Below are 13,124 nucleotides of genomic sequence, written 5' to 3' on the forward strand. Positions count from 1 at the left end.
GAGGCCGTGCTATGAAAAAGGTTATCTTATTCATAATCGACTCCCTCCACCCCATTGTTCTTGGGCGAATTCTTTCAGAAGGGAATGCGCCTGCTTTGTGTTACTTGGCCCGGAAGGGGAAGTATTGGGAGCGTGTAGTCTCATCTTTTCCGACCATGACCCCTGTGGCTACAAGTTCAATTATGACGGGGCATTGGCCTGATCGACATCTCGTACCAGGGTTTATTTGGTTTGACGATAAGAGTGGAAGCATTGTCGATTATGGAGCGACTTGGCAAAGTGTCTTAAAACTAGGACCAGAGAGGATCATTAGAAACTTGCTTCAGAGACTGAATCAGGAGCACTTAAGTCCCTATATAGCGACGATGCATGAGACTTTAGAGGATAATGGTTTTAATACCGGAAGTATCAATTTTTTTATTCATCGCTCGTCCCATCCTTACTTGGCTAAAATGCCGACGCTCTTTTCTTTAGCTACTCGTTTTCAACTCTATAGAGAAAATGTATTGGGGCCGAGTTTTTTGACTTTAGGGGAACTCATTCATCCTCCCTATTCTGAAGGCCGATTTGCCTTCCCAAGAGGAGTTTTTCACCGTTTTGGATTTAATGATACTTTTTCAGGTGCGGTAGCAACTCAGTTGATCAAGGAAGGGAAACAGCCGGATTTCCTCGTGGTTTATCTACCGGATAACGATAACTATTCCCATATCTATGGGCCCCTCCGGAGTGGACCAGCGATAGAGCATGCGGATGAGCAGATTGCCTCAATACTAGACGCCCTAGGATCTTGGGATAAAGCAATTGAGGAAAATGTAATTATCGTGACAGGAGATCACTCCCAAACCACGGTTGGGTTGGGGAATGAATATTTAATTGACTTGGATCGAGATTTACATGCCTTCAAACGTCTCAAGCATAGGGAGCAGGTCGATGAAAGTAAGGATATTGTTATTTGCCCCAACGAGCGGATGGCCTTTATCTATATCCTTAAGAATAAGTTGCAAGTACTTCCAGAGGTGGTTGGGATTCTTTCTCAAGATGAGCGTAATGCTCAAATCGCCTGGCGGGCAAGAAAAAACGGCTTCTGCGTCATTCAAGGGGGAACGGGGAAGAAATTGACGTTTTCACGTCGTGGCCCCTATACAGACGTCTATGGCCAAACCTGGAGATTTGAGGGAGATCTAAGTGTTGTGGATGCCAGAATCACTACAGAGAATATTATAGAATTCGGGAGTTATCCGGATGCTTTCTCCCGCCTTATTTCCGCCTTAGAAGGACGTAAAGGAAGCCGAGTGGTCGTTTCAGCCAAATCAGGCTATGAGTACTTCGGAGAAGGGGCGCCGATTCATCCTGGAGGAGGGAGCCATGGATCTTTGGAACTGGAAGACTCTACAGTGCCGATGATTATCGCCGGTGCAGCACCGGAGCTTGAACATCCGCGAATTATTGATTTATTCTCCATGGTGTTAAAACATTTTAAGGTCGATGTACCAACTATTAAACGGCGAGGGGAGGATAATATTACAAGGGGCTAATCGTAAGTGATATTAAAACAAAGGCGAGAGACAATCGTTATTAGAGACAGTAGTATTTTCCATGCGGTTATTCAAAGACGCCTTGACAAAAGAAAATAATTTATTATAATATAACTATAGGGTTATAAAGGAAGAGGGATCATATGAAGAATGGTCTTGTTCATCGCGTAACAACATATAATAAAGCTATTTCAGAACCTCAGCGCATGAAGATGATAAAAATACTGGGTTCAAGTGCTGAGAATTCTGTAACTGTTAGCGACATAGCTGCAATTTTGGGCATATCTCAGCCTGCTGCGACCAAACACTTAAAAGTCCTTTATGACGCAGACATAATTGAGAGAAAGAGAATCGGTACAAGCGTCTATTATTCTTTAAACAACCAAACAATAAAAGACTATAGACAACTGATGGATTATTCGTTCATTAAGGCCTTTACACCTTGTCCTTATGGATATAAATGTGAGGAGTGCCCAAGTGCGGAAACTTGTGAATAAAATGGTTTACTTATTATTTTTATAAAACATTAAGATTTTTATAAGAATTAAACCAAAAAAGTTATTTGTGAAAGAATTTTTTTTAACAAAAATATAGTCTTATTGTAATAAGGTTATATATAACAAGAAAAGGAGAAAGAGTATGAAACGAAAAACAATCATTGTGGGTGGCGGATCAGCCGGAATGTCCTGTGCATTAAAGCTACTTGAAGCAAATGAGGATTTTCTGCTCATTACGGATGTCTTAGGTGGTAGGATGATGTATTCTGATAAAGAAAAAGTGAATTTTGGTGCATATTTTATAATGGACAACTATGATAATGCTAAAAAGTTAGTCACGAGAGAAACACTCTTAAAAAAGACAACAGCGTGTTTTCACAATAGTCCTACCGAATTCTTTCCAGTAATTAGTTTGCGCACATTAAGTTTAGCTCCTGAATTTCTTAGGTTTTTAAAGGTGATGAGGGAATTTCAAGCTCATTATGAACCTTATAAGCGAAATTGCATGGTTATGTCGCAAAAGGAAACTATGGAATCGGATCCTTACATGAAGGAACTTTTTGTTAAGCCAGCTTCAGAGTTTATCAAAGAGAAACGATTTGAAAAGGTCGCCTTTGATTTTGTTTCAAAATTTTCATACGCTTGTACAGGCGTAAGTATGGATAAAATAACAGCTTTAGATTTCTTGAATGTTAGCGTAGGGATGATGGTTCCCATTCATCGCTTTAAATTTGATCAAAAGGGAATGGCAAAAAAGTTAGGTAATCACTTGGTCATTGATTCGATTCAAAAAATCGAGAGCAAGGATGGTCGCCATATATTAACGAGTAAATCCGGAGACAGTTACGAGGCGGAGAATATTGTTGTTGCTACTCCAGCTGCGATTACAAAAGAATTGTTAGGGCTAGAAGAAATCAGGGAATCGTGTAAACTTTACGTTTTCCACGTCACTGCTAAGTTAAAGCCTAATTTCAGTAAGTATGAAATGAATTTATTCCCTTTTGAGTCGGAAATTATTTTTACATCCATACAAGATGATGGTAGCTATCTGATTTACACTAGAGAGAAGAATGCTGATTTAAAGCAAGTTTGCGAAAGTTACAAGCTCATTAATAGGGTCAGTTGGGATAAAGCCATGTATGTAACTGGCCGAGCTTATATGGAACAGCAATATGGCGATAGTATTTATGTTGCAGGCGACCATAATGGTTTAGGTCTTGAACCGACCGCTGTTTCAGGTATATATGCAGCTAACCAAATTTTGAAGAAGAGATAAAGTAATAAAAGTAATAAGAGAAGGGGAAATCTTTTTTATGGAATTCATACAATCATTTATGGCAAATCACACAGCATGGTTTGTACTAATATGCATTTGCTTCGGAGGTTTGCTACTTTTGGCTGGCTTGTGGAAATACGGCTTGGGCTTGCCACTAACAGAAAAGGAAAAGAAGATGCGTTTACCTGGCGATGAACTCCTTGGTGATAAAAAAGACCCGAGTATGCGTCTACAGCTAGCACTTACAATTGATGCCCCGCGAGAGAAAGTTTGGCCTTATTTAGCCCAATTAGGGCAACGTCGTGCAGGATTTTATAGTTTTGGTTGCTTAGAGCGCTTGTTTACCTTCCATATTTATAACACCTACAAAATTGTTGATGAATGGCAAAACAAGTATCCTGGTGAATTTATGTTTTATCATCAATGCGGTATTGGGTCAGAGATTCAAAAAGTAAAAGAAGGAGAATATTTCACTTCAATTTCTGACTCTCGAAATCCGCCTAACTTTCAATATGCAATGGGCTTTAAACCACCTTTTGCTTTGGACTACTTTGCCTGGACATGGAATTTTCATCTCTTAGACGAAGGGAATGGAAAAACTCGGTTTATTACACGTTGCGATTGTAGCTTTGCTCCTTTTAAAGGGTGGCGCAAATTCCTGATCGTACTTATTCTTGGAACACCTTCTTTCGTAATGTCAAGAAGAATGATGGCTGTCATCAAGGCTTGCGCTGAAGGTAGAAAGAAATAGTTGCTCCTCAGGATACTAGACGAACATCTTTAGCGGTGAGTATGAATCATGCTTCTAAAGTGGGAGATTAGCCTGGCGCCAAGTCCTTGGATAAGATCAGCTAGACTTTAGATAGAACTAAAACTCAATCTGAAGTAACTTTCCTTATAAAATAAAAGGGGGATTTAAAATGCAAGAGATTTATGTCAAACTAAGGGACAAACTAGACCAACTGGGTTTTGGGTATCCAGCGACAGAAAATGGGATCGAGTTCAGCCTTATCGAAAGACTCTTCACCCCAGAGGAAGCAAAATGGTTTTTGGAAATGAAGGATGGTTTTCAGACACCCGCTGATTTTGCAAAACAAAACGGTAGAGATGTTAATGTTGTCGCTAGAAAGTTTGAAGAAATGGCACAAAATGGGCTGCTGTTCAGACTCCGCAAAGGAGATGAAGTACAATATCGGACCAATCCAGTATTTCATGGAATCTATGAATATAATATTAAACGAGCAGAACCAAAATGGATTGGAGATATGTTTGGGCATATTCTAGGTGGTGGCCTTGGCCAAAGAGTTTTCGGAACAGATACGCCTTTTTACAGGACTATTCCGGTCAAATCCGGACTCGATTCTACCAGTGAGATTTTACCCTATGATGATGCTGAATCGATTATTAAAAGAAAAGAAGTCATTGCAGTTTCAAAATGTATGTGCCGAGTTGCGCAAAAAGAACTTAATAATGACTGTGGGCATCCACTCGAAACCTGTCTAGTCTTTGATGACTATGCAAAATACTATGTAGAAAATGATATGGCTCGCATTATAAGCCAAGAAGAGGCTCTAGACATACTTAGAACAGGAGAAAAGGAAGGTAGAATTACTCAAGTCGCTAACTCTCAAGATCCGGAAGTTATGTGCAGTTGTTGCCCTTGTAGCTGTGGAATTCTAATTGTATTAAAAATGTTTGGTGGAGCATCTAAAGAGGTAGTAAGCAACTATTATTGCCAGGTTGATAAAGATCTCTGTAGTGGGGAATGTCACGAAGTGTGTCAAAGCCGTTGTCTTACAGGCGCACGTAATTTGGTTGACGGGAAGATAGAAGTTGAATTGGGCAATTGTATTGGATGTGGCTTATGCGTTAAGGTTTGTCCTAAGGGTGCAATCTCAATGGTAAGAAAGTCAGAAGATAAACTCTATGCCCCACCGGAAACTTTATTTGATGCATACGATAGAATGCAAGAATACAGAAAAACTGCTAAATAGTTCCCGATGAACATTCTTGGACAGGAGGGAATGGCCATTCATGAATTAGCCGTTACAAAGGAAGTCTTAAACATTGCTTTGAAACATGCAGAAATGTGTGATGCAATTAGGATAGTAAGCATCTCACTCAGTGTGGGTGAATTACGCGATATTGAAGAAGAGTGGATGCAAAGATATTTTGATTATTCAAGTCGGAATACCATCGCAGAAGGGGCAAAAATTAAAATTAGGAAATTACCCATTATTGTCAAATGCAGTGACTGCGATGAATCCTTCCCAATCAATTTAAGGGAAATAGAATCTTCGCTTTGCCCCAACTGTGGGAAGAATAAGACGTATATCGTATCAGGCCGCGAGCTGTTTATAGAAGAAATTGAGGTGGTATGATGCAACCGATTCGTATGATTGACATTAAAGAGCAAATCCTTTTTGATAACAATAATTTAGCCGATGAAATTCGCCAGGAACTTCTTAGTGAGAAAGTATTCATGCTAAACCTGATGGCCTCTCCGGGAGCTGGTAAAACTAGCCTCATCATTGAAACCATTCGCCGTATGAAAGCAGATTATCGAATGGGAGTAATCGAGGGAGATATCGAGTCTCTCGTAGACTCTGAAAAGATTGCAGCTGAGGGAATTCCTGCAGTCCAGCTCCGGACTGGAGGAGCCTGTCATCTAGATGCTCCGATGATCAATGCAGCACTGGGAACTATGGATCAAAAGGACTTGGACTGGATAATCATTGAAAATATCGGGAATCTAGTGTGTCCTGCTGAGTTTGATGTGGGCGAAACACGGAAAGCTATGATCCTAAGTGTTCCAGAGGGAGATGATAAAGTACTAAAGTACCCTCTAATGTTTTCAGTATGTGATGTCCTTGTCGTAAACAAAATTGACTGTCTGCCTTATTTTGATTTCAATATGGATGCACTAAAGGTTCGAGTAAGAAAGCTAAATCCTAATATTAAAATCTTTGAGGTATCCAGTAAGACTGGAGAAGGATTAGACAATTGGTGTGAATGGCTCAGATCGGAGATAGAGGCATATCGATAGGCGAGCATACGACTGAAAAGAGAAAAGTAAATCAAGATATTCTTTTATATGAAGAAGGTAATTTCAAGTATTGCGTAGAATATATTAAATACAAATGGAGCCAGAAGGTTTCCGCTTTAAAGTTTTTATAAGGTGTTTAAAGATTGCTACAAAAAATTGATTTAAAAAGACCATGGAGGTCTGCCACCAAACAAGGGGCACTCTATGGTTTTTTCTTTTTGGTTAAAAAAGAAATTCTTTATCTTTAGTAAGGGAGTTGAAAGATATGCACATGGCTGATGCTTTACTCTCGCCGGCTGTAGGTGGAGTGATGTGGGCGGCAAGCGCTGGGGCGGCTGCGTACTCTATTAAAAAGATTCAGGATGATATGGATGAGAAGAAAATCCCTTTGATGGGAGTTATGGGTGCTTTCGTCTTTGCGGCCCAAATGATTAATTTTTCGATCCCTGGGACGGGCTCAAGCGGACATATTGGCGGAGGTATGCTACTGGCCATTCTATTAGGGCCACAAGCAGGATTTTTAACGATGGCTTCCATTCTTATGATTCAAGCTCTATTTTTTGGAGATGGAGGTTTGCTGGCCTTAGGAAGTAATCTTTTTAATCTCGGCTTCTATACCTGCTTTATCGCCTATCCATTGATTTACAAGTGGTTTACGCGCAAAGGTCTTACTCCGAAGAGGATATTTACAGCTTCAATGATATCTGCACTTATAGGATTGCAATTGGGATCTTTTAGTGTTGTACTAGAAACAGTGATGTCCGGAAAAACCGAATTGCCTTTCGGGACATTTGTGCTCTTAATGCAACCTATACATCTTGCCATTGGTGTGGTAGAGGGACTTGTTACAGCTGCTGTTGTTACCTTTGTTTGGCAAGCAAGACCTGAAATTCTCGAAAAGACTGCCGTTGGTGAAGCCCTTGGCAGTATTTCGATTAAGAAGGTGATTACGAGACTTGCTATCGGAGTTGTCCTTGTCGGGGGTGGACTATCGTGGTTTGCTTCATCAAATCCTGATGGACTAGAGTGGTCCATGTTTAAAACAGCAGGCACGACAGAACTCGAAGCTTCTGATGGAATACATAGAACCTTAGCTAATATACAGAGCAAGACAGCCTTTTTACCTGACTATGGTTTTAAGACAGCCAAGAGTAATCCGGGGGCTGAAGCTGCGGAAACTACGGAAGCGTTGCCTGCCGTTAATGCTGGAACAAGTATTTCAGGGATTGTAGGCGGTGTACTGACACTTGCACTTGCTGCGTTCACAGGCTTAGCAATTAGTAGGGTCAAAAAGAGGAAAAAGAGAATATCGCCTAAATCTGTAGAGGCAAGGTGATATCCCTCCTCTTAAGGGAAACGAGACTTATCCAATGGGCAAATTTCGATAGGGATAGGGATTTGATTATATGTTAAATATCATGGAATCGTTATATAACGTAAGGCTTTTGGACGAGTTAGCACGGGGAGATACCTCGATACACAGAGTGCATCCGCTAGCGAAGCTCATAACCACAGTCATCTATTTGATTGTGGTCGTTTCGTTTGATCGCTATGAGATTAGCCGCCTATTGCCGCTCGTTTTCTATCCCATTCTCATTTTTGCCTTTGCAGAGCTTCCAGTGAAGCCGATCCTTAAACGAGTCCTTCTGGTAGAACCTTTAGTAATAGGAATTGGAGTTCTAAATCCTGTGTTTGACCAGCAAGTGGTTATGCTAGCTGGAATGGAAATTTCAAGAGGATGGATAACTTTTTTGGCTATTTTCATCAAAGGTGGTTTAACCGTAACGGCTGCGCTTTTACTTATTGCTACCACAGGGATGGACAGGCTAGCAGAAGCGTTAAGGATGCTTAGGATTCCAAGGCTTTTTGTATTACAGCTCTTGTTGACCTACCGATACATATCTGTATTGTTGGAGGAAGTAGCTACGACGTTGAGGGCCTATTCTATGAGAGCACCACGTCAAAAAGGTATCCAGCGCAGTGTCTGGGGTTCACTAGCAGGGCAGATGTTACTCCGTACCTTTGATAGAGCGCAAAGAGTCTATCAGGCAATGTGTTTGAGAGGCTTCTCTGGTGAATACATAACAGGCAGCAGTAAAAAGATGAACGCAGGGGACTTGCTTTATATTGTTGGGTGGGGCCTATTTTTAATAACAATGAGAACTTATGACATTCCAATGTTGCTAGGTTCATTATTTACGGGAGTGATTACGAGATGAGCCATCATAAGCTTGAGGTAAGGGATCTACATTTTGCCTATCCGGATGGGCAAGAAGCTATTCGAAATATGTCGTTTGTCATCCATCATGGAGAATCAGTGGGGATTATCGGTGCAAATGGTGCAGGAAAGTCCACTCTATTAATGCTATTAATGGGAGTCCTTTTCCCAGACCGTGGAGAAGTACTCGTGGGGGATGTTCATGTCACCAAAAAAACCTTACCTCTTATTCGTCAACGGCTCGGTATTGTCTTTCAAAATCCGGATGATCAGTTGTTTATGACGACGGTTTATGACGATGTCGCTTTTGGACCGCGAAATTATAAGCTGGATGAAAAGGAAGTCGAGAGTCGAGTGAATCAGGCCTTAGAGATGGTGGGAATCACTCACCTGAAAGACAGGGCCCCTTTCAAATTGTCGGGAGGAGAAAAACGGGCTGCAGCCATTGCTTCCGTTCTTTCTATGCAACCAGATGTCCTCATTATGGATGAACCCAGTGCGGCCTTGGATCCAAAATCACGACGAAGAATTATTCGTCTGCTTAATGGATTTGGACACACTAAGATTGTGACAAGTCACGATTTGGATATGACGTATGAAACCTGTGATCGCATTATTGTGATTAAAGATGGTGAAATCGCAGCGGACGGACCCAAAGATAAGATCTTAACGGATGCGGAATTATTGGATCGCTGCGGTTTGGAAATGCCACTATCACTGCAAAATTGTCCAGTATGCGGAAGTCAGAAATAGTATAATTTCAAGAGGTAAAAGAGACTGTCAATACCCGACAAGCCTACAGTGTATACTGTAGGCTTGTTTGCGATACAATAATTTCGGCCACAGAGTTAGGCATCTGAAGGGGTAGAAGGGGAGAATTGTTGCCATAAACACTAAAATCCATGAACTAACGAGGTGCGGAGAATGTACAAACAATACAAAGGGTGGTTATGGCAGGCTTCGAGCATTATCATATTAGTGCTTCTCACTTTGACTGTCAGGGTAACTGCGGTCCAAGCCCAGGAGGATTGTCGCCAATGCCATGGGGATAAAGTTTTACATATTGACAGTTCGGTACACCGCGTATTAAGTTGTACGAGTTGCCACACAGATATCAAAAGTTTTCCTCATCCCGAGGGGGCCACCTTAGATAAAAAGGAAAGTGTTGCAACCTGTACGAGTTGCCATAAAGGCCAAATCACTGAAAGTTATGCTGAGAGCTTCCATGGTAAAGCCGTTCACCTTGGCAGTCTAAAAGCGGCAGCTTGCGTAAACTGCCACGGTACTCATGACATCTTGGGGAAAGATAACCCTGATTCTAAAGTTGCAAAAGAAAACATACCAGAAACCTGTGCTAGCTGCCATGGGCAGGTATCACCTGGCTTTGCCGAGGGAAAGGAGCATTACCAATTAGCATCTTTCGGTGCAGGAGCGCCGATGTACTATACAGCCAAGTTCTTTGCCTGGTTGACCATGATTGTGATTACAGCATTGGTGATTCATATCGAACTACAACTGTTTCAGAATCTGCGTACGATTCTGAGTGAAAGGAAAAGAAGGTGACAAAACAATGGAAAGAAAACTCGTTTTTCAACGTTTTGATCTCCATCAGCGAATTCAGCACATTGGGATGTTTAGCAGTTTCTTTATTCTAACCATTACGGGACTACCTATTAAGTTTGAGCAAAGTGGAATCTCGTACTGGATTGTCTCACTGTTCGGAGGATTTGAGAACTTGTTTGCTGTTCACCTACTAGGAGCAGTGATTATGCTAGCGGTTAGCGCTTACCACTTGATCTATCTCGTGATACATCCCTGGGTAACTAAAAAGAAATCTTGGGCAGTATTACCAAGGGGCAAGGATTTTTTCGATGTAGTTCACGAGGTGCAGTTTTTGTTGGGGCTGAGAAAAGATCCCCCTTGCTTCGATCGTTACTCGTACAAAGAAAAATTCGACTACTGGGCCGTGTTTTGGGGTATGGTTATCATGGGTGGGTCAGGTTTACTGATGTGGTTCCCACAGATTTTTGCCCAGTATATGCCGCGTTGGGTCATTGATTCGGCAAGAAATGCTCACACTGACGAAGCCATCTTGGCCATTAGCGCAATTTTCATTTGGCACTTTTATAACGTCCACTTCAGCGCTAGGTTCTTTCCTATGAATCACGTTTGGTACAAAGGTACAATAACAAGAGAAGAAATGGAAGAGAGTCATCCGTTGGAGTTGGAAAGACTTGACATGGATTATGAAGCATCGATATGGATTCCGGAACATCGCGATAGGGCATAACTAAAAGGGGGTGAAGATGTTGATGGACTCCAAGTATAGAAAAAACCTAACACTCACCTTATTTCAGATGATAATTTATGCGGTAGCTCTAGTAGTAATCCTAATCTGGGGATTTAATTCTGCTCAAATTTAAACCATTATTCTATCGTCATTACAACTTAAAAGAAGCCGAGTGGACTTTCGATTGCCACATAACGCCCACGCGGCTGACTGGAAGTAATCAAGGTAATACTAAAGCATGTAAAAGAGCAAACCCAATCTTCATACGAAGAAGGGTTTGCTCTTTTCTTACTCTCGATTTTGAGAAAGTGTTAATTCATCGGTTTCAGTAGCTAGCAATCGATCGAGTACCTCCGGATCTGGAGTGAGATACAGCGACCAGTTTTTTTCATAGATGACCATACCAGGTTTGGCTGCGTTCGGCTTTTTAATATTTTTGACATGCGTATAGTCTACAGGTACAAGTGTGGAGCCCTTAGCTTGGCTGAAATGGATGGCTAGTGCGGCTGCTTCTTCGAGGGTTGCATCATCAGGGAACTCTTCACCCTCGTTGAGCGGGATAAGAACGTGTGAGCCTGGAATATTCTTGGTATGGAGCCAGAGGTCCTGGGGACGGCCCTTTTTTAGAGTTAGCCAATCATTTTGACGATTATTCTTGCCGACAAGTATAGGGCGGTTCTGGCTGGATAGATAGACTTTGGGCTGTGGGGCTTCCGGCTTGTTCCCAGCTTTATTAGCTTTGCCTTCTTTGCCACTTTTCCCGCTCTTCCCGGCTTTGACAGCTTTCGAAGATTTCTTACTGTTTGCTCCGTTGCCGTTATTTGTGCGTTTGGCACCATGATGTTTACCGGCTAGGTATTCCTCGTCGATAAGTTCCTTGTGGACTTCATCGAGTTCAGTGGGAGTAGTGGCTTGCTCTAAGCTTAAAAGAACAGACTCAAGGTAAGCGATTTCATTGAGTACGGCATCTTTTAAGGGATTCGTTTTTTGGATGGTGGCCTTAGCTTTGTTGTAGAGACGGTAATAACGTTGGGAATTATCGATTCCACTCAGCTGGGGGTCCAGTTGGATGGTGATTTGGGGGAGATTCTCCTCATTATAATCTTCGACAATGATTTCTTTGGTGCCGAGCTCAATGCGGTAGAGATTAGCGGTGAGAAGTTCACCCCATCGTTGATAGGTCAGTCCTTTAGCCGCATTAGAGAGGGTCTCATCATAGATGTTTAATTTCTTGGTCAAGTGCTGAAGATGCTCCTGAAGCACTTTGCGCAGAGAGCCACGCTTCGCTTCTAAGTTATTATTAGAGGCTTTTACTCGATAAAAACGCTCTAGAGCTTCATATAAGGAGGGAAATGTTTCGGAAGGGAGCCCTTGATACTGTTGAAAAGGAAGAAAGCTAAAAGCCGTTGGTAAGCCTTTGGCAAGAGTTCGCCCCTTCTGACTACTTTGGTAATAAAGAGTGGGCTCAAGTGGAGGTGTTCGCTCGGGATTGGCTAAGAGGGAGTAGGCTTGGAATATTCGAGATAAGTCAATATCCCCACATTGGTCAAGATGCACATTTTGTTCTAGTCCGGCTCTCATGACAATTTCCCGAGCAAGTTCCGGACTGACCCCTGAAAAGTACTTGACAAGGAGGTCAGTCAGTTTGCCGTTCAATTCTCCTTGATAAAGGATGGAACGCCATTCCTCCTCTGTGGCTAGGGGGTCTACCTTTCCTTGAGAGGGTGGAGCGATATATTTTCGACCGGGTAATACCTCGCGATGACGGCTCACAGCATGAGAATAGCGTTTGAGGCCATCCAAAATCGTTTGGCTTTCCGGATCGACGAGAATCAGGTTACTGTGTTTGCCCATAATCTCGAGATAGAGGTGTAAGGTCGCAAGGTCTCCGTATTCATTATAGTTTTGTATGGATAATAAGACGATACGTTCTAAACCCAGTTGTTCTAAAGAGAGGATTTTTCCTCCCTCCAGATGCTTACGGAGAATCATGCAGAACATGGGAGGAGATGCAGGATTCTTTTTGTTCTCCTGAGTAAGGTGCAAACGTGCTGCTGTGGCCGAAATATTCAAAAGCAAGCGGTAGGATTGCCCTTGGTTACGAAGGAAGAGATGAATTTCCTCTTTTTCAGGCTGAGTGACTTTATCGATTCGGGCGCCAACAAGTAGGGGTGCCACTTCTTTTACGAGATGGTATAGGGTAATTCCGTCAAGGGCCATAAATCAACCGCTCCTTAAAATGTGAATCAATGTACTCAAATC

13 protein-coding genes are annotated in these 13,124 nt (G+C 42.0%); 12 read left to right on the plus strand and 1 reads right to left on the minus strand.

Annotation, left to right across the window (positions count from 1 at the left end; translation table 11 throughout):
- The first annotated feature begins 11 nt into the window (after nucleotides 1-11).
- The 12 genes from ACZ42W_RS05750 to ACZ42W_RS05805 all read left to right on the plus strand — a co-directional run bounded on the left by ACZ42W_RS05750 (nucleotide 12) and on the right by ACZ42W_RS05805 (nucleotide 10,862).
- Complete coding sequence (locus ACZ42W_RS05750; protein ID WP_464169084.1) at nucleotides 12-1,535, plus strand: alkaline phosphatase family protein; 1,524 nt, start codon at nucleotides 12-14, stop codon at nucleotides 1,533-1,535.
- Nucleotides 1,536-1,678: 143 nt separating this feature from the next.
- The gene (locus ACZ42W_RS05755; protein ID WP_464169085.1) at nucleotides 1,679-2,032 is read left to right on the plus strand and encodes an ArsR/SmtB family transcription factor; all 354 of its coding nucleotides are present in this window, start codon (nucleotides 1,679-1,681) and stop codon (nucleotides 2,030-2,032) included.
- Nucleotides 2,033-2,174: 142 nt separating this feature from the next.
- Nucleotides 2,175-3,308 carry a flavin monoamine oxidase family protein gene (locus tag ACZ42W_RS05760; protein ID WP_464169087.1) on the plus strand — a complete coding sequence of 378 codons (1,134 nt, stop codon included), beginning with the start codon at nucleotides 2,175-2,177 and terminating at the stop codon, nucleotides 3,306-3,308.
- Nucleotides 3,309-3,345: 37 nt separating this feature from the next.
- Nucleotides 3,346-4,059 (plus strand): hypothetical protein, encoded by a 714-nt coding sequence (locus ACZ42W_RS05765; RefSeq protein WP_464169089.1) that lies wholly within the window; start codon nucleotides 3,346-3,348, stop codon nucleotides 4,057-4,059.
- Between the two features lie 169 nt (nucleotides 4,060-4,228).
- Nucleotides 4,229-5,302: a 4Fe-4S binding protein gene (locus ACZ42W_RS05770; RefSeq protein ID WP_464169091.1), complete on the plus strand. Its 1,074-nt coding sequence runs from the start codon at nucleotides 4,229-4,231 to the stop codon at nucleotides 5,300-5,302.
- 30 nt (nucleotides 5,303-5,332) lie between these two features.
- Nucleotides 5,333-5,689 carry a hydrogenase maturation nickel metallochaperone HypA gene (locus tag ACZ42W_RS05775; RefSeq protein WP_464169093.1) on the plus strand — a complete coding sequence of 119 codons (357 nt, stop codon included), beginning with the start codon at nucleotides 5,333-5,335 and terminating at the stop codon, nucleotides 5,687-5,689.
- Complete coding sequence (hypB, locus tag ACZ42W_RS05780) at nucleotides 5,689-6,354, plus strand: hydrogenase nickel incorporation protein HypB (protein ID WP_464170879.1); 666 nt, start codon at nucleotides 5,689-5,691, stop codon at nucleotides 6,352-6,354. Before ACZ42W_RS05775 ends, hypB begins: the two co-directional genes overlap by 1 nt.
- Before the next feature lie 265 nt (nucleotides 6,355-6,619).
- Nucleotides 6,620-7,690, plus strand: coding sequence for an energy-coupling factor ABC transporter permease (locus tag ACZ42W_RS05785; RefSeq protein ID WP_464169095.1), 1,071 nt, complete (start codon nucleotides 6,620-6,622; stop codon nucleotides 7,688-7,690).
- Nucleotides 7,691-7,760: 70 nt separating this feature from the next.
- On the plus strand, nucleotides 7,761-8,573 hold the full coding sequence (gene cbiQ, locus ACZ42W_RS05790) for a cobalt ECF transporter T component CbiQ (RefSeq protein WP_464169097.1): 813 nt from the start codon (nucleotides 7,761-7,763) through the stop codon (nucleotides 8,571-8,573).
- A complete protein-coding gene (locus tag ACZ42W_RS05795) occupies nucleotides 8,570-9,325 on the plus strand; it encodes an energy-coupling factor ABC transporter ATP-binding protein (protein ID WP_464169099.1) in 756 nt (251 codons plus the stop codon). Before cbiQ ends, ACZ42W_RS05795 begins: the two co-directional genes overlap by 4 nt.
- Before the next feature lie 171 nt (nucleotides 9,326-9,496).
- Entirely contained in the window at nucleotides 9,497-10,135 is a 639-nt protein-coding gene (locus ACZ42W_RS05800; protein ID WP_464169101.1) for a cytochrome c3 family protein, read from the plus strand.
- Between the two features lie 7 nt (nucleotides 10,136-10,142).
- A complete protein-coding gene (locus tag ACZ42W_RS05805; protein ID WP_464169102.1) occupies nucleotides 10,143-10,862 on the plus strand; it encodes a formate dehydrogenase subunit gamma in 720 nt (239 codons plus the stop codon).
- A gap of 288 nt (nucleotides 10,863-11,150) precedes the next feature.
- Here ACZ42W_RS05805 and ACZ42W_RS05810 read toward each other — a convergent pair whose 3' ends face one another.
- Nucleotides 11,151-13,082, minus strand: a complete 1,932-nt coding sequence (locus ACZ42W_RS05810; protein WP_464169103.1) for an Rqc2 family fibronectin-binding protein — start codon at nucleotides 13,080-13,082, stop codon at nucleotides 11,151-11,153.
- Between the last annotated feature and the right edge of the window lie 42 nt (nucleotides 13,083-13,124).

It is taken from the genome of Desulfitobacterium elongatum, assembly GCF_055378975.1.